The sequence below is a fragment of the Streptomyces griseus genome, from assembly GCF_001715295.1.
Taxonomy (GTDB): domain Bacteria; phylum Actinomycetota; class Actinomycetes; order Streptomycetales; family Streptomycetaceae; genus Streptomyces; species Streptomyces griseus_G.
Map to the genome: position 1 here is coordinate 1320689 of NZ_MDKB01000001.1, position 20324 is coordinate 1341012.

Sequence of the window (20324 nt, forward strand, 5' to 3'; positions counted from 1 at the left end):
CCGAGGGCGGCGGGCCTCACGGCACGACGGTGACCGGCCACCGCCCGGCCTTCACCAGCCGCACCGCCACCGATCCGACGAACCGGTGCCCGGCCGACTCCGACGCGCCGACCACCACCGCGTCCGCCTTCAGTTCGTCCGCCGCCGTCACGAGCCCGTTGTACGGGTCACCGCGGAAGGTGTGGAACTCCCACCGGACGTTCCACGTGTCCTTCAGCCGCTCGGCCGCCGTCCTGATCTCGTTCACCAGCCCCTCGGCGACCTCCCCGGTCGCCTCGGCCACCGGCGCTCCCAGCGCGGCGCCGGCCGAGAGCACCGGCTGCACGTAGACGAGGGTGAGCATCGCGTTCTGGCGGCGGGCGAGGCCCGCGGCGTAGGCCGCGGCGCGCATCGAGGAGTCGGACCCGTCGATGCCGGCGACGATCACCTTGGGTCCGTCCGTGCCGCGCTCGAACCGGTGTTGTTGCTGGTCTGTCACGGCCACGAGGTTAGCCGCTCGCCCCGGCCGCGTTACCTCCTGGGCCACCTGCCCGCCCCAAGGCCCCGCCGGACGCCGCGCGGGCGCTCGCCCCATCGGGTGCACATCACCCCTTCCCCGGTGTGGTCGGCGGGCCCGCGACCGGACTCCGTGCGAGCAGTTGGTCATGAAATATGATCAGCTTCCCGTCGGGCGCCGCCCCCTCCTGCGTCTCGCCCTCGCGCTCGGGGCCGCCACCGCCGTACGCGTGGTCGCCGCCGACCCGGCCCGCACGCCCGTCCGCCCTGGCGGAGAGCCGCTCGCCGCGGCCGCCGGCCCCCCGGCGCGTCCACGGGCCGGCGGCGCGGACTACCGGCTGAGACCCATGACCGGGCACGCCGCGCCCCGCTTCCGGCCCGCGGCGCCACCGGTGCGCACCCGTCCCTTCGAGGAGCTGCCGGAGCTCGGGCACGACGCCATGGTGCTCAGCTTCGACGACGGTCCCGACCCCCGCTACACGCCGGACATCCTCGCCACGCTGCGCAGGTACGGCGCCCGGGCCATGTTCTTCGTCTGCGGCGGGATGGCCACCGACCACCGTGACCTGCTGCGCGAGATGGCGGACGACGGCCACGTGGTCGGCAACCACTCCTGGTCCCATCCGCTGATCCCCGGTCTCTCCCGGCGCGCGATCCGTGACGAGCTGGGCCGCACCAGCGACGTGATCGAGCGGACGCTGGGCGCGCCACCCCTGTGGTACCGCGCCCCGTACGGCGCCTGGAACCGGAACTCCTTCGAGATCGGCGCGGCGCTCGGCATGGAGCCGATGGCCTGGACCGTCGACAGCCTGGACTGGACGACGCCGGGAACCGGCACGATCGTCCGCAGGGTCGAGCGGGGAGCGGCGCCCGGCGTCGTGGTCCTCTCGCACGACGCGGGCGGCGACCGGTCCCAGAGTGTGGAGGCGCTGCGCCGGTATCTGCCCGCGCTGATCGCGGACGGCTACCGGATGACCGTCCCGCACCGCAGCTGACGGTGGGCGTCGGGGGTGCCGGCCCGCACGGCCGGCACCCCCGACGGGCGAGGGGCCGCGGTCACCGCGTCTCGACGAGCCGGGCGAAGACCACCACGTTCCCGTCGTATCCGGCGGCCTTCGTGTAGCCGCCGCCGCAGGTGATGACCCGCAGTTCGGCGTACCCGGTGTCTCCGTAGACCCGGGCGCCCGGGAAGTCGTCCTTGGGGAAGACCTCGACGCCGTAGATCTCGAACACCGCCACCCTGCCGTCGTAGCGTTCCACCTCCACCTGCCGGCCCTTGCTCAGGGAGCCCAGGCCGTAGAAGACGGCGGGACCCGCCAGGTTGTCGACGTGGCCGACCACCACGGCCGTTCCGCGCTGTCCCGGAGCGATGCCGTTCTGGTACCAGCCGACGAGGTTGGGGTCCTGCGCGGGAGGCGCCTCGATCCAGCCGGCCGGGTCCAGGTTCACGTCGATCACGGGCGCGTCGACCTGGATCGCCGGGATCTGCACGCGTGAGGCGGGGGCGTAGGGGAGCGGCTGGACCGGATCGCCGGCGGTGACGGTGGCCGTGGCCGGGTCCTGAGGGCCGGCCACCGAGGCCGCGGCGGCGGGCTGCGGCGGCCCGGGAGAGGTGTCCACGCCGTTGCGCATGAGGGCGACGCCCGTGAGCATCACCAGGGCGATCGCCCCCCAGGGAGTACGTCTTCTGCGCTCGCCGCACCACTGGTCCCGGCCCATGGTTCTCCCTTCGTCACGACATGGCACAGGCTAGGTGCGGTCCGTGAGGGCGGCGATCGGAGAGGGGCGAACGGGTGGCGGACCAGGCGCCCACGGGGAGAGGCTCTGCTCTTCGGAGTAATGAGCGGATAAAAGTTCTGACGGACCGTGACCTGCGGGTCCGTCAGGTGATCGACACGAACGACGGCGTGTCGGCTCACCGAGGTGGAGCAGTACCGAAGTGCGTCGTCAACGGTCTGTGGTGAGGGTTCGTCATGGGATGCGTCCTCGTCCATTGATCCCGGAGAACAAGGCTCCGGGGCGCGCTTCCCGTTGGAGGTTCAACGATGCGTGCTTCACGCGCTCTCGCGGCGACCGCGACCGCATTCGCGGCGGTCGGGCTCGCTGCCCCGCTGGCCGTCGCGGGCGGCGGCCCGGGCAGCAACCCGAGCAACATTCCGACCAACGTCACCGTCAACCCGTCCTCGGTCCACCAGGGCGCCACCATGCAGGTGAGCGCCGAGGGCTGCGGCCGCTCCGGCGGCAAGGTGTGGTCGAACGCGTTCCCGACGGTCAACCTGTCCCCGGGCCGGGTCGGCTACGCCACGGCGCACATCCGGCACAACGCGACCCCCGGTCACTACAGCCTGTCGGTGAAGTGCAACGAGAGCGGCAACCACTTCGGGAGCGGCGGTGACGGCGGCGACCGCGGCGAAGCCGGTGACCGGGGCGAGGCCGATGACCGGGGCACCGGAGGGGACGGCGGGGACCGCGGCAACCGCGGGCACGAGACCGACGGGGTGGCGACGGCCCGCTTCACCGTGCTCCCCGGCCGGGGGGCACAGGGCGGTCTCGGCGGTTCCATCGGTCCGAGCAGCGTGGAGATGCAGGTGGGCGGCGGTCTCGTCGCCGCGGCAGCCGTGGGTGGCGCCGTCTTCCTCGTCCGTCGTCGGATGAGCGATGCGGCGGCCTGAGGCGGCGGACGTCCCGCCCGGCCCGATACGCCCGTCGCCCCGGATCCTGGAACAGGATCCGGGGCGACCGTCGTGCGCGGTGGGCGAGTCGTGCGGTCAGTGCTGACGGCCCGTCTGCCGCCGTCGCAGGGCGAAGAAGGTTCCGGCCGCGGCAGCCGTCACGAGTGCGGAGCCCGCGGCGAGCTCGGCCGGGCCCACCGGTTCGATGCTGCCGCCGAGTCCCCCCAGCACTCCGCGGGGAGCAGCGGTGGAACTGGTCGTCGGGGTGATGGCGGTGATGGTCAGTGCGGCCGTCTTCGTGGTGGCGCCGCAGCGGAACGTGACCTGGTAGACGGCGCCCCGCTTCGCGCCCTGGTCGACCGTGGCGGTGGCCGACTTCCCACGCGGGATGGTGACCGTGTCGAACACGCCCGAGAACGCGGTCGCGTCACCGGTGCAGCCGACGGCGCCCAGGGTGACCCGCCCACCCGGCGCGACGCTCGAGGGAGTGACGGTCGGCGTGAACGTGGTGGCCGTGCCGCCGGTGAGCACCTGGGCCGACGCGGCCGGTGTCATCAGGGCGCAGGCGGCGGCGCCCAGCAGAGCGACGGGAGCGACACGTATCGCGCGCATGGTGAATCCTCCGGGTCCCCGAGGAGCAGCCGCGGAACCGGTTTCCGCACGGCGTGAGAGATGCACCTCGATGCCCGGAACGCTAGGAGTGTCGCATATGGTCCGCGATCGGGGTCAGGCGAATGGGGCAGCCCTTTCCCCCGGCCGGCGCACCGGTCGGGGGCAGGACGTGTCCCGGAGCTAAGGGCTGTCCCGCACTTCCCGGCGGGCGTGCGACGACAGTTACGGCACCTCGCCGCGTTGTCGGAACGTCCCCATACATCCGGTATGCGGACGTCCCTCCGCCTTGCGATGCCCCGCATCTGACGCCGCACGCCGATCCACCGGGAAGTGCGGGACAGCCCTTACCCGCCCGCGGCGTGCGGGAACAGATCGACGAAGGGCGCGGCCGTGGCCGAGATGCCCCGGCCGAACGGGGCGTCGAAGTCCCAGATGAGGAAGAGCAGAAAGGCGATCAGCACGCTGAAGAGGCCCGCCAGCAGCAGTTCACGGAAGGTCCTGCGGATCTGGAGCGTGAAGATCAGCCCGACCGTGACCAGCGCTCCGGTGATCAGGCCGAACCAGACGACCCCCGGCATCGTCGCCCCCGCGTTCTGCCCCCGCGCGCCGCGTGCGTCGTCCGCCGCGGCCACCTGGTCGACCAGAGGCTGGTAGGCCTGCCCCTCGAGCTCCGTCCGGGGGACGTACCTCGTGACGTCGGCCCGTACCCGATCGAGCAGCCTGGTGCCTTCCGCGGTCAGGGAGCCGTGCTCCGTCATGGCCTTCCACTCGTCGTCGACGACATGGGCCACGTACGCGTCGACGTCCCCGCGGATGCGGTCGCGCACCTCGGCCGGGTAGACGGCGGAGCGCGCGCTGACCTCGTGCAGGGCCTGGGCCTCCAGGCGTACCGATTCCTGGGCGGCGCTGCGGCCCTCCCAGACACCGGCGATGGCCAGGCCGAGCACGATCGCGTACACCACGCCGATCATCATCGTCATGTACTCGATGACGTCCGGCGTCTCCGACGGGTCGTCGTCGTCGCCGATCCGGCGGTTGTTGAGGATGGCGATGGTCAGGACGACGGCACAGGCCGAGGCCATCGCGATGGTCAGGACGAGCCATTCCGACATGGGTGCCCTTCACGGTCAGCGGGACGATCGGGGCCGCAGCACTGCTACGGCGAAGACGGCGGGCGCGGTGATCACCAAGGTGAGGGAGACCAGCGAGGTGCCGCTCCTGGGTGCCTTGCGGGCAGCCTTCCGGTAGGCGGGCAGGGCGATCGGCCCGGGTGCGGGCGGGACGGGCCGCGCCGTCGGAGTGGGGGAGGGCGGGCGCGAGGGAGGTGGGGGCGGTGGGGGCGGTGGGGGTGGCGCGNACTGGGACGGACGTGGCGCGGTCGGCTGTGGGGGTTCCGGCTTGGGCGGCGGTGGCGGTGGCGGTGGTGGCGGCGGTGGAGGCGGTGGGGTCGGTTCGGGTTCGGTGATGACGGCCTCGCAATCTCCGTCGCCGGCCACGGCGACGAACGAGTCGCCGTCCCCCTGCCCGACGGTGGCGATCGCGCAGGAGTCGCCGACGGCGGGTGCCGGTACGGCGAGCAGCCAGAGCAGGGCAACGGCGGCCACGAGCCGCCGTATGGGTGATCCGTACACGCCGGGGAGCATGTTCCCCGGCGGGGCGTCACACGCGGGGGGCCGGGCTGATTCGCCCGATGGAGGGTACGTCCGGCTGTTCATGTTTGGGCCCGACGACGAAGGATCGCGCGCCGGGACGAACACGGCGGTGTTCTGCGGCCGTACGCGAGCCAGGGGAGAGGCGGGCCCGCGTACCGGCCGGCGGGGGAGCGGAGGGGCTCGGCGCGAACGCCTGGCGGAACGCCTCGTTCGAGCGACGGCACGGTTCTCCCGGCGCAACTGGCTCCGCCGGCGGCGTGCGGTCAGGAGACGGGTCCGTCGTCGACCTCTACCGCCGGACCGGGGTGCCGCGGCCTCAGGTCATGACGCGCCGACGGCGGCTTCGGCGCGTCCGGTGCGGCGGTGTGGGCATGGGCCACAGCTCGGACGCGGGAGGGAGTGCGTGACCTGATGGGCCGGGGCGCCAGGGTGCCCTGGCGCCCCGTCCTGTAGGGCCACGGCTTCCGGCCGACGGGGTGAGATGCCCGACGGTCGCGGGCCGGGCGATGCCCCCGTACGCCGGGGACACGGGCCGGCGGTCCGCCGGGCAGGGCACCGGCTGTTCCGGGTCGCGGTGGCGCCGTACGGAAACGGGACGCGGGTGAACGCCGACGGCCAGTGGGCTCGGCGCCGGACGATCACGCCGGAGTTTCGGTTCGGAAAGACCCGGAACTCGGAAAACGTGGACACCGACAAGTGGGTACGGCGGTTTACCGTTTCCCGCCCGACTCGGTCCGGTCGAACAATCGGCGCGCGGGTGACCGCCCGAGAAGTGGCCCGCCATATCAGCCACATGGCTGAAAATGCCGTCGAAGGTGTCACCGTCAAGCGATGCGTGCCACTCCGCTCCACCGACGGTATCCAGCGGCAGCCGCTCGACTGTCGACCGGTCCGCGCATCGGCCGGCGAAGTCGGGGTACCAACAGGCTTGGCGGCGGGGGGACATGGCACCCCTTGGTATCCGGCGTAAAGCCCGTCGGCTCCTGTGCTGGTGGCCGGGAAGTCATTTCGTGCCGGTCCGTCGCCGCATGTTCACGCGCAGCGACGGACGTTGCACATGCCACTGGTGTGTGACCAATAACGGATCTCTAATTTCCGTTTCCGCTCGCTCTCCTGGCGGCCGGTCAGTAGCCTCTGGACAACACTGACCATGAACATGGCCGGATCGCCGTGGCGACTTGTTGGAGACATCGATGGAGCGTCCCGCCTGGGCACCGCAAGGCATTGACATCTCGGTGCCGAGCGTGTCTCGCATGTACGACTTCTATCTGGGCGGTTCGCACAATTTCGAGGTGGACCGGGAAGCGGCCCGCAAGGCCATGGAGTTCCTGCCGGGTCTTCCCAAGATCATGCAGGCGAATCGGGCCTTTATGCGCAGGGCGGTGCTCCACGCAGCCCATTCAGGCATCAGCCAGTTCCTGGACATCGGCTCCGGCATACCGACATTCGGCAATGTCCACGAAGTGGCCCAGGCCGCCGACCCGGAGGCACGGATCGTCTACGTCGACCACGACCCGGTCGCCGTCGCCCACAGCCAGGCCGTCCTCGAGGGCAACGAGCGGACCGTGGTCGCCGCCGCGGACCTCCGCAAGCCCCGCGCCATCTTGGACGCCCCGGAGGTCCGCGGACTCCTCGACCTGGACAAGCCCGTGGCCCTGCTGCTCGTCGCGGTACTCCACTTCATCGAGGACGCCGACGACCCGTACGCGGCCGTCGCCGAACTGCGTGACGCGCTGGCGCCCGGCAGTCTGCTCATCCTGACCCACGCCTCCTACGAGGGCATTCCGCTCCCGCAGGAGGAGGCGGGTGGCGCGGTCGGCGTCTACCGCAGCATCCGCAACCCCCTGGTCATGCGGTCGCGCGCGGAGATCAGCCGGTTCTTCGAGGGGTACGAGATGGTCGAGCCCGGCCTCGTCTTCATGCCCGACTGGCGTCCCGAGTCCCTCGAGGGGCGGGCCCAGGAAGACCCGTTCGCCTCCTCGGGCTTCGCCGGGGTGGGGCGCAAGGCGTGAGCATTCCCGCCCAGGCGTCCGGCACGCCGGACGCGGAACCGGACGGCCCCGAGGGCCGGCTCAGACGATTCGCCACCATCTGGAGCCGGGCCATCTTCCCGTCCACCGCCACCTCGATGACCCGCCCGGAGTTCGAACAGCATCTGCTGCCGCTCGCCCGGGAGCTGGACGCCATCCTCCACGCGCGGCCCTTCGACGCCACCCCCGCCCACCGGGTGGGCGGCGCGCTGGTCGCGGCGCACTGCACCGACCCCGACGCGCTGACCTCCACGCTCGGCGTCATCGACTCCTACCTGGTGCTCTACTGCGGTGGCAACGGCCCGGTGGAACTCTCCACGGAGGACAGCCGGGCGCGGTGCGCCCGCATCCAGCACGCCCTGGCCGGGGGGTTCACGCAGGCACTGCGCGAACGCACCCTCGCCGAGCAGGAGGCCATCGCACGCTCGGCGCTCGCCGCCCGCTCACAGGCCGAACAGGCTCTGCACGCCACGGAGGCACGCTTTCGCGCCGTGTTCAAGGACGCCGCCATCGGCATCGGCATCGCCGACCTCGACGGCAACATCCTGGAGATCAACGACACCCTCACCCGGATGTTCGGCGGCCTCGAGCACCACGTCCGCAGTCACAAGGTGCACGAGTGGGTCCACCCGGAGGACTCGCCGCACGTGTGGAAGTACTACGGCGAACTGGTGCGCGGCGAGCGCGAGCACTACAGCGTCGAGAAGCCGTACTACCGCAACGACGGCACGGTGTTGTGGACCAACCTCACGGTCTCACTGCTGCGGGACGCGAAGGATCAGCCGCAGTACCAGCTCGCCCTGTTGGAGGACACCACCGAGCGGAGGCTGCTCAACCTGCGGCTGCGCTACGAGGCCACCCACGACGCGCTCACCGGACTGCCCAACCGGACCCTGTTCTTCGAGCGTCTGGAGAAGGCCCTCACCCCCAGGGAGGGCATGCGCTTCGGGCTCTGCTACCTCGACCTCGACGGCTTCAAGGCGATCAACGACAGCCTGGGCCACGCGGCCGGTGACCGGCTCCTGGTCGAGGTCGCCGACCGGCTGCAGAGCTGCGCGACCGCACCGGGCGAGATGGTCGCCCGGCTCGGCGGGGACGAGTTCGTGGCCCTGACGACCGGACCCCGTACCGAGGACGAGGTCGACGAACTGGCCGCCCGCATCCTCTCGGCGCTCGCCACGCCCATCCGCCTCGACGGGCGGGAGCTGACCGTACGCGGGTCCATCGGCGTCGTCGAGGGTCCCTCCGGCGAACGCACCGCCGCCGAGGTGCTGCGCAGCGCGGACATCACCATGTACCGGGCCAAGGCCGCCGGCGGCAACCGCTTCGCGCTCGCCGACGCGGAGGCCGACGCCCGTGCCATCACCCGGCACGGGCTCACGACGGCCCTGCCCACGGCGCTGGACCGGGGGGAGTTCTTCATCGAGTACCAGCCGCTCGTGCACCTGCACGACGGCAGCGTGCACGGCGCGGAGGCGCTCGTGCGCTGGTGCCACCCGCAGCACGGTGTGCTGGGGCCGGACCGCTTCATCCCGCTCGCCGAGCACACCGGTCTCATCGTGCCGCTCGGGCGCTGGGTGCTGGAGGAATCCGTGCGCCAGGCCAACCACTGGCAGGAGCGGCACACCGACGGAGGCCCCCTGCGGATCAACGTGAACCTCTCGCCTACCCAGCTCCACCACCCCCGGCTGGTCGCCGAGACCGTCGACGTACTGGAACGCTCCGGGCTGGAGCCGGGGGCGCTCTGCCTCGAGGTCACCGAGTCCGCGCTGATCGGGGCGGACGACGACCTGCTGAAGCCGCTGCGCCAACTCGCGGAGATGGGCGTCGACATCGCGCTCGACGACTTCGGGACGGGGTACTCGAACCTGGCGAACCTGCGGCGGCTGCCGGTGAGCGTGCTCAAGCTGGACCGTTCCTTCACGCAGGGGATGCAGCACCACCCGGCCGATCCGGTCGACCTGAAGATCGTCGAGGGCATCGTCTCGCTCGCCCACAGCCTGGACCTCGCGGTCACGGTGGAGGGCGTGGAGACCGGTGCGCAGGCGGAGCAGTTGAGGCAGCTCGGCTGCGACACCGCCCAGGGCTGGTACTACGCCAGGCCGGGGGCCCCGGACCGGATCCACTCCCTGCTGCTGGCGGACGCCGTCTGACGTACCCCTTCCTCAGCCGTCGGCTGCCCCTCAGCCGTCCGGCGGCTCACGCCAGCCGCCGGACGGTTCCCCGGGGCCGCAGGTCGGCTGCTCCCTCAGCCGCCGGACGGGCCGGGTCCGCCCCCGGCCGCGGGGCCGGCGGGCGGCGCCCCCAGGAGCATGCGCTGCAGCTCGCGCGCCGCGCGCGGTGGTTCGACGTCGCTGCGGTGGGCGAGCGCGATGGTGCGCCGCAGGCCCGGCGAGGCCAGCGGCGTCGTCCGCAGGTCCTGGCCGGCCCGTACGGCGACCATACGGGGCACCACCGCGATCCCGAGCCCGGCGCGTACGAAGCCCAGTACGGCGTCCATCTCGCCGCCCTCCACCGTGAACGAGGGCTCGAAACCCTCGGCGCGACAGGCGGCGACCGTCAGTTCGCGCAGGTCGTAGCCGTGCCGGAACATCACCAACGGCTCGTTCTCCAGGTCGGCGATGTGCACGGCCCCCCTCCTTCCGGGCGCGGGCCGGCCGGCCGACGACACCACCACCAGGTCCTCCTGCAGGAGCTCGACCGTGGTGAGCGCGGGGGAGGCCGCGGGCAGCGGCAGCACGAGCAGCGCGAGGTCCAGGGCGCCCCGCGCCAGCTCCCGTACGAGGTCGTGGGAGCCGCCCTCCTCGATCAGCAGCCGGATTCCCGGGTGCGTGCCGTGGAAGGTGCGCAGGACCTCGGGCAGCAGACCCGTGCAGACACTGGGGGTGGCGCCGAGCCTGATTCGTCCCCGGCGCAGCTGGACCAGTTCCTGCACCTCGTGCCGGGCGGTGTCGGCGTCCGCCAGGATCCTGCGGGCCAGCGGGAGCAGGGCCTCACCCGCGTCGGTGAGGGTGATGTTGCCCCGGGCCCGGCTGAACAGTTCGGCGCCCAGCTCTCTCTCCAGCGCCTTGATCTGCTGGGAGAGGGAGGGCTGGGAGACGTGCACCTCCTCGGCGGCGCGGGTGAAGTGCCTGGCCTCGGCCACGGCCACGAAGTAGGTGAGCTGCTGGAAGTGCATGGGACCGACGCTACCCCGCTGCATAGCCGATGCCTATGAACATGACTCGTTTCATGTTTTGGACTGATGGTCTCCCGTACCTCTAGCGTCGTGTCCATGGCATTGGCAACGCGGACGGACCGACGGCCGTCCATGACGCGTACGCTCTGGGACTCGTCCGTCGGGAAGAAGACGATCATGGCCGTGAGCGGCCTGGTCATGCTCGGTTACCTGGTGGTGCACATGCTGGGCAACCTGAAGATCTTTTTCGGATCGGACGAGTTCAACCACTACGCGCACTGGCTCCGGACACTCGGCGAACCCTTCCTGCACTACGAGTGGGCACTCTGGATCGTCCGCGTGGTGCTCGTCGCGGCCGTCGTCCTGCACGCCGTCTCCGCGTACCAGCTGAGCCGCCGGGACCTCCGGGCGCGTCCGACGGCGTACGTGCACAAGCGGGCGCGCGCGAGCTACGCCACCCGCACCATGCGCTACGGCGGCCTCATCCTCGCGCTGTTCATCGTCTGGCACATCCTGGACCTGACCACCGGCACGGTCCACCCCGGCGGATTCCAGCCCGGGCACCCCTACCAGAACGTGCTCGACACCTTCTCCACCTGGTACGGCAACGTCGTCTACATCGTCGCCGTACTGGCCCTCGGCCTGCACGTCCAGCACGGTTTCTGGAGTGCGGCGCAGACCCTCGGCGTGGGCAACGCGACCCGGGACCGCGTACTGAAGGCCCTCGCCAACGTCCTCGCAGTGGTGCTGACGGCCGGATTCGTCTCCGTACCCGTCGCCGTCATGACCGGAGTGGTGAGCTGACATGAGCGACTACACGAACTACCGGACCGGCGAGCCCGTCGTCGACTCCAAGGCACCCGAAGGCCCCGTCGCCGACCGCTGGGACACGCGCCGCTTCCAGGCGAAGCTCGTCAACCCGGCCAACCGCCGCAAGCACACCGTGATCGTCGTCGGCACCGGGCTGGCCGGCGGATCGGCCGGCGCCACCCTCGCCGAACAGGGCTATCACGTCGTCCAGTTCTGCTTCCAGGACTCACCCCGCCGGGCCCACTCCGTTGCCGCGCAGGGCGGCATCAACGCGGCGAAGAACTACCGCAACGACGGCGACTCCGTGCACCGGCTCTTCTACGACACCGTCAAGGGCGGCGACTTCCGCGCCCGCGAGTCCAACGTCCACCGCCTGGCCGAGATCTCCGTGGAGATCATCGACCAGTGTGTCGCCCAGGGAGTCCCCTTCGCCCGCGAGTACGGCGGCCTGCTCGACAACCGCTCCTTCGGCGGGGTCCAGGTCTCCCGGACCTTCTACGCCCGCGGCCAGACCGGACAGCAGCTCCTCCTCGGCGCCTACCAGGCGCTCTCCCGCCAGATCGCCGCCGGCAACGTCGAACTGCACGCCCGTACCGAGATGCTCGACCTGATCGTCGTCGACGGCAGGGCGCGCGGCATCGTGGCCCGCGACCTCGTCACCGGGAGGATCGACACCTACTTCGCCGACGCGGTCGTCCTGGCCAGCGGCGGATACGGCAACGTCTTCTACCTGTCGACGAACGCCATGAACTCCAATGCCACCGCCGTCTGGCGGGCCCACCGCAGGGGCGCGTACTTCGCCAACCCCTGCTTCACCCAGATCCACCCCACCTGCATCCCGCGTACCGGCGACCACCAGTCCAAGCTCACGCTGATGAGTGAATCGCTGCGCAACGACGGCCGCATCTGGGTGCCCAAGGCGAAGGGTGATCAGCGGCCCGCCGGCGAGATCCCCGAGGACGAGCGCGACTACTACCTGGAGCGCATCTATCCGGCCTTCGGGAACCTGGTGCCCCGCGACATCGCCTCCCGCGCCGCGAAGAACGTCTGCGACGAGGGCCGCGGCGTCGGACCGGGCGGCCAGGGCGTCTACCTCGACTTCGCCGAGGCCATCCAGCGCATGGGCAGGGCCGCGGTCGAGGAGAAGTACGGCAACCTCTTCGACATGTACGCGCAGATCACGGCGGAGAACCCGTACGAGACCCCGATGCGCATCTACCCGGCCGTGCACTACACGATGGGCGGGCTCTGGGTCGACTACGACCTCCAGACCACCGTTCCGGGACTGTTCGCGATCGGCGAGGCCAACTTCTCCGACCACGGGGCCAACCGGCTCGGCGCCTCCGCCCTGATGCAGGGCCTCGCCGACGGCTACTTCGTCCTGCCGTCCACCATCAACGACTACCTCGCGCGCCACCCGCACAGCGAGGAGATCGACGACCGCCACCCGGCGGTCGCCGAGGCCGTCGCCGAGACCGAGGACCGTCTCCACCTCCTGCTCGCCGTCGACGGTGACCGTACCCCGGACTCCTTCCACCGCGAGATCGGCGCACTCATGTGGGAGTTCTGCGGCATGGCCCGCACCGAGGAAGGGCTGCGCGAGGCCCTGCACCGCATCCCCCGGATCCGTGAGGAGTTCTGGCGCCGCGTCAAGGTGCCGGGCACCGGCGAACAGCTCAACCAGGCGCTGGAGAAGGCCAACCGCGTCGTCGACTACCTGGAGCTCGCCGAGCTCATGTGCCTCGACGCACTGCACCGCGCCGAATCCTGCGGCGGGCACTTCCGCGAGGAGTCGCAGACCCCGGACGGCGAAGCCGCCCGCAGGGACGAGGAGTTCTCCTACGTCGCCGCCTGGGAGTTCGGCGCCACCGGCGACGCCCCCGTCCTGCACAAGGAAGACCTCGTCTTCGAGTACGTCCACCCCACCCAGCGGAGCTACGCATGAAGCTCACCCTGCGCGTCTGGCGCCAGCAGAACGCCGAAGCACCCGGCGCGATGGTCACCTACGAAGTCGACGGGATCTCGCGGGACATGTCGTTCCTGGAGATGCTCGACACCCTCAACGAGGAGCTCATCCTCGGCGGTGACGAGCCCGTCGCCTTCGACCACGACTGCCGCGAAGGCATCTGCGGCGCGTGCAGCCTCGTCATCAACGGCGACGCCCACGGCCCCGAACGCACCACCACCTGCCAGCTGCACATGCGGTCCTTCCAGGACGGTGACACGATCGACGTGGAACCGTGGCGTGCCTCGGCCTTCCCCGTGGTCAAGGACCTCGTCGTCGACCGTTCGGCCTTCGACCGGATCATCCAGTCCGGCGGATACATCTCCGCCCCCACCGGGACAGCCCCCGACGCGCACGCCACCCCGGTGCCCAAGCCGGACGCCGACTTCGCCTTCGAGCACGCCGAGTGCATCGGCTGCGGTGCCTGCGTCGCCGCCTGCCCCAACGGCTCGGCGATGCTCTTCACCTCGGCGAAGGTCAACCACCTCAACGTGCTCCCGCAGGGCGCCCCCGAGCGGGAGACCCGGGTCCTCGACATGGTCGCCACCATGGACGAGGAAGGCTTCGGCGGATGCACCCTGACCGGGGAGTGCGCCACCGCCTGTCCCAAGGGCATTCCGCTGCCGTCGATCGCCGCGATGAACAAGGAGTGGCTGCGGGCCACCCGCAAGGTACGCCGCTGATCCCGGCGCTGCGACGGAACGAGGCCGACGCCCCGGTGACCGGGCGGGACCGCCCCGCCCGGTCACCGGGCCGTTCGCGGCTCACTCCCTCCGCAGCGCCTTCGCGAGGTAGGGGGCCGTGCGGCTGCCCGCCGCCCTCGCCACCTGCTGCGGGGTGCCCGTGGCGACGATGCGCCCGCCGCGGTCCCCGCCGCCCGGTCCCAGGTCGATCACATGGTCCGCGCCGGCCACCACCGCCATGTCGTGCTCCACGACCACCACGGTGTCGCCTGCCTCGACCAGACCGTGCAACTGCCGCATGAGCACCTCCACATCGGCAGGATGGAGGCCCGTCGTCGGCTCGTCGAGCAGATAGAGGGTGTGCCCCCGGCGGACACGCTGCAGCTCCGTGGCCAGTTTGATCCGCTGGGCCTCCCCACCCGACAGTTCCGTCGCGGGCTGACCGAGCCGCAGATAGCCGAGCCCCACGTCCAGCAGGGCCCGCAGACTGCGCTCCGCCGACGGCGTCCCCGCCAGGAAACCGGCTGCCGCCTCCACCGTCAGGTCCAGCACCTCCGCGATCGTGAGGCCGCGCAGGGTGACCTCCAGGGTGGCCGGGTTGTACCGCGCACCGTGGCAGTCCGGGCAGGGGGTGTACGTACTGGGGAGGAAGAGCAGTTCCACGGAGACGAACCCCTCGCCCTGACAGGTCTCGCACCGCCCGCCCGCCACGTTGAACGAGAAGCGGCCCGCCCGGTACCCGCGCTTCCGTGCCGTCCCCGTGGCCGCGAACAGCTTCCGTACGACGTCGAACAGCCCGGTGTACGTGGCCAGGTTGGAGCGTGGCGTACGGCCGATGGGCCGCTGGTCCACCTGGACCAGCCTGTCCACCGTCTCCAGCCCCTCGGCCGACGCGCAGCCGCGGGCCGCGGTGTCCGGGGCCTCCGTGGTGTCCGCCGGCCGCCGGTCCGCGAGCACCCCCGCCAGGACCTGGCCCACCAGGGTGGACTTGCCCGACCCGGACACCCCCGTGACGGCGGTCAGCACCCCGAGCGGGACCGAGACGTCGACACCGCGCACGTTGTGCAGGTCCACCCCGTGCAACGTGATCCGGCCGGCCGGGGTGCGCGGCTCCCGTGCCGGCGGCGGCTCCTCGTCGAACAGGAACCGCCGGGTCGCGGACCCCGCCACCCCGGCGAGCCCCTCCGGCGGCCCGCTGTGCAGCACTCGGCCCCCGTGCTCGCCCGCCAGCGGCCCCACGTCCACCAGCCAGTCCGCCTGGCGCACGACGTCCATCTGGTGCTCCACCACGAAGACCGAGTTCCCCGCCTCCTTCAGCCTGCCGAGGACGCGGAGCAGCGACTCCGTGTCCGCGGGATGCAGGCCGGCCGACGGTTCGTCCAGCACGTAGACGACGCCGAAGAGCCCCGAGCGCAGCTGTGTGGCGAGCCGCAGGCGCTGGAGTTCGCCCGAGGACAGGGTCGGGGCCGTGCGGTCCAGGCTGAGATAGCCCAGACCCAGCTCGGACACGGGCTCGATCCGGGCCAGCAGGTCGGCCGTGAGCACGCGCGCCGTACCGTCGCCCCCCGCTGCCCGCAGCACCTCGGTGAGGGTCGCGAGGGGCAGCGAGACGAGGTCGGCGATCGTCCGGCCCGCGAAGGTGACCGCCATCGCCTCGGGACGCAGCCGGCTCCCCCGGCACACCGGACACGGCTCGGCGGTGAGGAAGCGTTCGGCCTTCGCCCGCAGCGTACGGCTGCGGGTATCGGCGAACGTGTGCATCACGTAGCGACGCGCACTCATGTACGTGCCCTGATAGGGGCGCTGGATCCGGCCCGCCTCGCGGACCGGGCGGACGGTGACCACCGGTTGTTCGTCGGTGAACAGGATCCACTCCCGCTCCCGCGGATCGAGCTCCCGCCACGGCCGGTCGACGTCGTGGCCGAGGGCGTCCAGCACATCGCGGAGGTTCTTGCCCTGCCACGCCCCCGGCCAGGCCGCGATCGCCCCGTCCCTGATCGACAGCGACGGATCGGGTACCAGCAGCTCCTCGGAGGTGCGGTGGACGCTCCCGAGTCCGTGGCACTCGGGGCACGCCCCGGCCGCCGTGTTCGGCGAGAACGCGTCGGAGTCGAGCCGGCGGGCCCCCGCCGGATAGGTGCCCGCACGTGAGAACAGCATGCGCAGCGAGTTGGACAGGGTGGTGACCGTACCCACCGAGGACCTGGCGCCGGGTGCCGACCGGCGCTGCTCCAGGGACACGGCGGGCGGCAGACCGGTGATCTCACCGACGTCGGGCGCACCGACCTGGTGGATCAGCCGGCGGGCGTAGGGGGCCACCGACTCGAAGTAGCGCCGCTGGGCCTCGGCGTAGATCGTCCCGAACGCCAGAGAGGACTTTCCCGACCCCGAGACGCCCGTGAAGACCGTCAGGGTGTCACGCGGGATGTCGACGTCCACGGCACGGAGGTTGTGCTCACGAGCGCCGCGCACCCGGACGTACGGATCGTGGGGGGTGGACATCGGCGGCAGGGCTCCGTAACGGTCGGCGGGCGGACACGGCTGTGCCGGTGATCCTGCCGCATCGCCGGATACGCTGCATGCCGCTCTCCTTCTCGCTCTGCTCGCGCAGGCGGCGGGCCTTGTCCTGGAGTCGCTGCCGCTGGTCCGGGTCGGTGGCGCGCTCCGCCGCCTCCTTCAGTTCCTGCGCCTTGGCGCGCATCTGCCGGGCACGGCCGCCGGGCTCTCCTGCAACGCTCATGATCACTCCTGCATCTGTGGGGGAGCGGACAGGATCAGGGAAGCAGCGCCCGCGCCGCCGTGCATCTCGAACGGCCACCCACCGCGATCGCCGCAGCTGGGCGCCGGTTCCCCGCCCGGCGAAAGACGGTTCGGCCCGTGCACGAGGGGTACGTGGGAGGCGACCACCGATGTCAGGGGAGCGGAGGAGGACCATGAGCGAGCGCCGCTCGAAGGAAGCCGCGGACACGGACGGGGAGGACACCGGCACCCCCCTTCCCAGGGACATGCCCGACCAGCAGATACAGGCGGGAGAGGACCCACTGGACGTGCCCGTCCTGCCCAGGACGCCCGGGCAGGACGCGGACGGGACCGGTGGCGAGGGCGCCGGTGCGGAGCTGCCCGAACTGGACGAGTCCGGAGCGGGCCGCGACGAGCCGCTCCAGGCGGGGGTCCATCCCGAGCACCCCGCACCGGACGAGCCGTCCGGCTGAGAGGGCCTGTCCGGGGGGCGTGCGGGGGCACTCGGGGTGGCCCTGCACGCCTTCGCACGGGCCACCGGGCCGCGAAGATGACAGGATTGACGCATGGACGTGTGGCGCAGGAACCGGGTGACGGTGACGGGCCCCGAGGACGGCCCGGTAGTGGTGCTCTCCCACGGATTCGGCTGTGACCAGAACCTGTGGCGTCTGGTGGTGCCGCTCCTCGACGACCGCTTCCGGGTCGTCGTCTTCGACCATGTGGGGGCGGGACGCTCCGACATGTCGGCATGGGACGCGGAGAAGTACTCGACCGTCGAGGGGTACGCCCAGGACGTCGTTGCGGTCTGCCGGGAGTTCGCGCCCGTGCCCGTGACGTTCGTGGGGCATTCGGTGAGTGCCATGATGGGCGTCGTGGCCTCGGTACAGGAGCCGGAGCTCTTCGAGAAGCTGGTCCTGCTCACCCCCTCGCCGCGCTACGTCGACGACGCCGGCTACCGGGGCGGATTCAGTGCGGAGGACATCGAGGAACTCCTCGACTCGCTGGAGAGCAACTACCTGGGCTGGTCCGCGACGATGGCACCCGTGATCATGGGCACCCCGGACCGTCCGGAGCTCGGCGAGGAGCTGACCAACAGCTTCTGCCGGACGGACCCGGAGATCGCACGCGTGTTCGCGCGAACGACCTTCCTCTCCGACCACCGCGCCGCCCTGGCCGGCGTGACGGTACCGACCCTGGTCGCCCAGAGCGCACGGGACGCCATCGCCCCGCCCGAGGTGGGTGCCTACGTGCACGCCCACATCCCGGGCAGTGAACTGGTCACCCTGGACGCGACGGGCCACTGCCCCCAGCTCAGCGCCCCGCGGGCCACGGCCGACGCCATCGCCTCCTTCGTGCTGGAGCGGTGATGGAGGGTACGGGGGCCGACGGGGGCCGGGGGAGGGCAGGTGGCGAACCCGGGCGGACGGAAATGGCGGCCCTGCTGGGCGACAACGCCGAGGACCTCTACGAGAACGCGCCGTGCGGATATCTCTCCACCCGGCTGGACGGCCGCATCGTCAAGATCAACGGGACCCTGCTCAAATGGCTCGGCATGCGGCGCGAGGAGGTGGTGGGTCACAAGCGCTTCTCCGACCTGCTCACCGTCGGCGGCCGGCTCTACCACGAGACCCACTTCGCCCCGCTGCTGACCATGCAGGGCGAGGTCAGCGGCGTCGCCCTGGATCTGGTGGCCGCGGACCGCGGCGTACTGCCCGTCCTGGCCACGTCGGTCGTCAGGACGGGCACCGACGGCGAGCCGTTGCTGATCCGCACCACCCTCCTGGACGCGCGCGACCGGCGCGCGTACGAGCGGGAGCTGCTGCGGGCCCGGCGGGAGGCCGAGCACGAACGCGTGCGCCTGCAGCGTCTCGCGACCACCCTGCAGCGGTCGCTGCTGCCCCCCGTACTCGTATCCGTCCCCGGTCTCGACGTGGCGGCGCACTACCACATCGCCTCGTCCGACGAGGTGGGCGGCGACTTCTACGACCTCTTCCCCCTGGCGTCCGGCAGTTGGGGTTTCTTCCTCGGGGACGTCCGGGGCAAGGGCGCCGAAGCGGCGGCCGTCGCCTCCCTCGCCCGCTACACCCTGCGCGCGGCGGCCGTCTACGACCGGGACCCCGCCAGGGTCCTGGGCGCTCTCAACTCGGTGCTCATCGACGGGGAGAACGTTGACGAAGAGCCGCGCTTCTGCACCGCCATCTTCGGCCGGCTGGCGCCCGAGGGCGAGGATCGGGGCTTCCGCGTGGCCCTGGCGAGCGGCGGCCACCCGCCGGCCGTGCTCATGCGCTCCGACGGGAGCGCCGACTTCCTCCCGACCCCGGGAGGCCAGCTGGTCGGCGTACTCCGCGACGCGGACTTCACGGGCACCGTCGTGCATCTGGGCCTCGGGGACACGCTGCTGCTCTACACGGACGGCCTGCCCGAGGCGCACACCGCCACGGGCGACGGCCGGTACGGTGACGAAGCACTGCTGGAGTTCACCCGGGCCCTGGCACCCACCTCCGCCCCCGCCGCGATCGAGGCCCTGACCGCACTTCTGGACTCCCTCGGCCAAGGCCTCGACGACGACACCGCGCTCCTGGCCCTCAGCGTCCCCGCCGTGCCCGCGCCCGAGCCCGCCGCCGGGAGGCCCGGCAGCCGGGAACCGTGAGGCGCGGTCCTGCCCTTCGCCCCGGCAGGTGCCCCGCTGCCCTTCACGGGCTGTGCCCCGGTTCCCTGCGGATCGTCGCGGCCCGCCGGGTACTGCGGGACAGCCCTTAGGGTGGTCGCCGTGAGAAGAGACGACGCCCGGCCGCTGGCCGTGTTCGACCTGGACGGAACGCTCGCCGACACCGGACACCGGCAGCACTTCCTGCAGGGACGCCGACGGAACTGGGCCGCGTTCTTCTCCGCCGCCTCCGACGACCCGCCGCTGGCCGAAGGCGTGAGCCTGGCTCTGGCGAGCGCGGAGGAGTGCGAGGTCGTCTACCTGACCGGCAGGCCGGAGCGCTGCCGCCGAGCCACGCTCCTCTGGCTGGAACGGCAGGGGCTGCCGCGCGGCCGCCTCTTCATGCGGCGTGAGGACGACCGGCGGCCGGCCCGCCACACCAAGCTGGAGATCCTCGAGCGGCTGGGCCGGCAGCGCGAGGTGCGGGCCCTCGTCGATGACGACGAGCTGGTCTGCGACGCGGCCGAGCGGGCCGGATTCACGGTGGTACGCGCCCGGTGGGCCCTGCCTTCTCCCGAGCTGAAGGACGCGCAGGAACGCGAGGGGCGAACCTGACGGGCGGCGGCCGACGCACGGGGTCGTGTGCGCCCCGTCGAAGGCCGTCCCGTCGAGGCGCAAGCCGGCCGGGAGCCCCGGCCGGCAGCGGGCGAGGCGGCCGTCCTTCACGTGGCCACGGACGTGCGGCCTCCCGAACCGGTACGCGGTAGCACGCGCACGTCTCACCCCTGAGGGCGATCCCGC

At 71.8% G+C, this 20324-nt stretch carries 17 protein-coding genes and 1 pseudogene; 11 read left to right on the top strand and 7 right to left on the bottom strand.

All coding sequences use genetic code 11. The features are described 5' to 3' along the window. Nucleotides 1-16 precede the first annotated feature (16 nt). Complete coding sequence (locus BA175_RS05230) at nucleotides 17-478, bottom strand: universal stress protein (protein WP_069170339.1); 462 nt, start codon at nucleotides 476-478, stop codon at nucleotides 17-19. A gap of 166 nt (nucleotides 479-644) precedes the next feature. Between BA175_RS05230 and BA175_RS05235 the strand changes: the two genes are divergently transcribed. Beyond that, nucleotides 645-1490 (top strand): polysaccharide deacetylase family protein, encoded by an 846-nt coding sequence (locus BA175_RS05235; RefSeq protein ID WP_069170011.1) that lies wholly within the window; start codon nucleotides 645-647, stop codon nucleotides 1488-1490. A 61-nt stretch (nucleotides 1491-1551) separates the two neighbouring features. On the opposite strand, the gene BA175_RS05240 is transcribed toward BA175_RS05235, so the two are convergent. Next, complete coding sequence (locus BA175_RS05240) at nucleotides 1552-2214, bottom strand: class F sortase (protein ID WP_069170012.1); 663 nt, start codon at nucleotides 2212-2214, stop codon at nucleotides 1552-1554. 326 nt (nucleotides 2215-2540) lie between these two features. Here BA175_RS05240 and BA175_RS05245 point away from each other — a divergent pair, with 326 nt between their 5' ends. Beyond that, nucleotides 2541-3167 (top strand): hypothetical protein, encoded by a 627-nt coding sequence (locus BA175_RS05245; protein WP_069170013.1) that lies wholly within the window; start codon nucleotides 2541-2543, stop codon nucleotides 3165-3167. A 96-nt stretch (nucleotides 3168-3263) separates the two neighbouring features. Here BA175_RS05245 and BA175_RS05250 read toward each other — a convergent pair whose 3' ends face one another. Beyond that, nucleotides 3264-3779, bottom strand: coding sequence for a hypothetical protein (locus BA175_RS05250; protein ID WP_069170014.1), 516 nt, complete (start codon nucleotides 3777-3779; stop codon nucleotides 3264-3266). A gap of 344 nt (nucleotides 3780-4123) precedes the next feature. Further along, nucleotides 4124-4891 carry a DUF4239 domain-containing protein gene (locus tag BA175_RS05255; RefSeq protein ID WP_069170015.1) on the bottom strand — a complete coding sequence of 256 codons (768 nt, stop codon included), beginning with the start codon at nucleotides 4889-4891 and terminating at the stop codon, nucleotides 4124-4126. 1733 nt (nucleotides 4892-6624) lie between these two features. On the opposite strand from BA175_RS05255, the gene BA175_RS05265 reads away from it, so the two are divergent. Together BA175_RS05265 and BA175_RS05270 are read left to right on the top strand one after the other, a co-directional pair. Next, the gene (locus tag BA175_RS05265; RefSeq protein ID WP_079159381.1) at nucleotides 6625-7443 is read left to right on the top strand and encodes an SAM-dependent methyltransferase; all 819 of its coding nucleotides are present in this window, start codon (nucleotides 6625-6627) and stop codon (nucleotides 7441-7443) included. Further along, nucleotides 7440-9614 (top strand): putative bifunctional diguanylate cyclase/phosphodiesterase, encoded by a 2175-nt coding sequence (locus BA175_RS05270; protein ID WP_069170018.1) that lies wholly within the window; start codon nucleotides 7440-7442, stop codon nucleotides 9612-9614. Before BA175_RS05265 ends, BA175_RS05270 begins: the two co-directional genes overlap by 4 nt. A 95-nt stretch (nucleotides 9615-9709) precedes the next feature. Here BA175_RS05270 and BA175_RS05275 read toward each other — a convergent pair whose 3' ends face one another. Then, nucleotides 9710-10639, bottom strand: a complete 930-nt coding sequence (locus BA175_RS05275; protein ID WP_069170019.1) for a LysR family transcriptional regulator — start codon at nucleotides 10637-10639, stop codon at nucleotides 9710-9712. A 96-nt stretch (nucleotides 10640-10735) separates the two neighbouring features. On the opposite strand from BA175_RS05275, the gene BA175_RS05280 reads away from it, so the two are divergent. From BA175_RS05280 to BA175_RS05290, 3 genes are read left to right on the top strand one after another with little or no spacing between them, the layout of a single operon-like run. After that, nucleotides 10736-11443, top strand: coding sequence for a succinate dehydrogenase (locus BA175_RS05280; protein ID WP_079159382.1), 708 nt, complete (start codon nucleotides 10736-10738; stop codon nucleotides 11441-11443). A 1-nt stretch (nucleotide 11444) separates the two neighbouring features. Continuing rightward, nucleotides 11445-13394: a fumarate reductase/succinate dehydrogenase flavoprotein subunit gene (locus BA175_RS05285; protein ID WP_069170021.1), complete on the top strand. Its 1950-nt coding sequence runs from the start codon at nucleotides 11445-11447 to the stop codon at nucleotides 13392-13394. After that, a complete protein-coding gene (locus BA175_RS05290) occupies nucleotides 13391-14137 on the top strand; it encodes a succinate dehydrogenase/fumarate reductase iron-sulfur subunit (RefSeq protein ID WP_069170022.1) in 747 nt (248 codons plus the stop codon). Before BA175_RS05285 ends, BA175_RS05290 begins: the two co-directional genes overlap by 4 nt. Before the next feature lie 81 nt (nucleotides 14138-14218). Here the strand turns inward: BA175_RS05290 and BA175_RS05295 are convergent, their stop codons facing one another. Together BA175_RS05295 and BA175_RS31615 are read right to left on the bottom strand one after the other, a co-directional pair. After that, nucleotides 14219-16639 (bottom strand): excinuclease ABC subunit UvrA, encoded by a 2421-nt coding sequence (locus tag BA175_RS05295; RefSeq protein WP_069170023.1) that lies wholly within the window; start codon nucleotides 16637-16639, stop codon nucleotides 14219-14221. Nucleotides 16640-16715: 76 nt separating this feature from the next. Beyond that, a pseudogene (locus BA175_RS31615) lies at nucleotides 16716-16877 on the bottom strand (DUF6381 family protein); the annotation flags it as partial. A 193-nt stretch (nucleotides 16878-17070) separates the two neighbouring features. On the opposite strand from BA175_RS31615, the gene BA175_RS05305 reads away from it, so the two are divergent. The 4 genes from BA175_RS05305 to BA175_RS05320 all read left to right on the top strand — a co-directional run bounded on the left by BA175_RS05305 (nucleotide 17071) and on the right by BA175_RS05320 (nucleotide 20138). Beyond that, nucleotides 17071-17349: a hypothetical protein gene (locus BA175_RS05305; RefSeq protein ID WP_069170025.1), complete on the top strand. Its 279-nt coding sequence runs from the start codon at nucleotides 17071-17073 to the stop codon at nucleotides 17347-17349. Between the two features lie 93 nt (nucleotides 17350-17442). Continuing rightward, a complete protein-coding gene (locus BA175_RS05310; protein ID WP_069170026.1) occupies nucleotides 17443-18243 on the top strand; it encodes an alpha/beta fold hydrolase in 801 nt (266 codons plus the stop codon). Beyond that, nucleotides 18243-19526, top strand: coding sequence for a SpoIIE family protein phosphatase (locus BA175_RS05315; RefSeq protein ID WP_069170027.1), 1284 nt, complete (start codon nucleotides 18243-18245; stop codon nucleotides 19524-19526). The genes BA175_RS05310 and BA175_RS05315 overlap by 1 nt, the downstream gene beginning before the upstream one ends. Nucleotides 19527-19646: 120 nt before the next feature. Beyond that, complete coding sequence (locus BA175_RS05320; protein ID WP_254667809.1) at nucleotides 19647-20138, top strand: phosphatase domain-containing protein; 492 nt, start codon at nucleotides 19647-19649, stop codon at nucleotides 20136-20138. The last annotated feature ends 186 nt before the right edge of the window (nucleotides 20139-20324 follow it).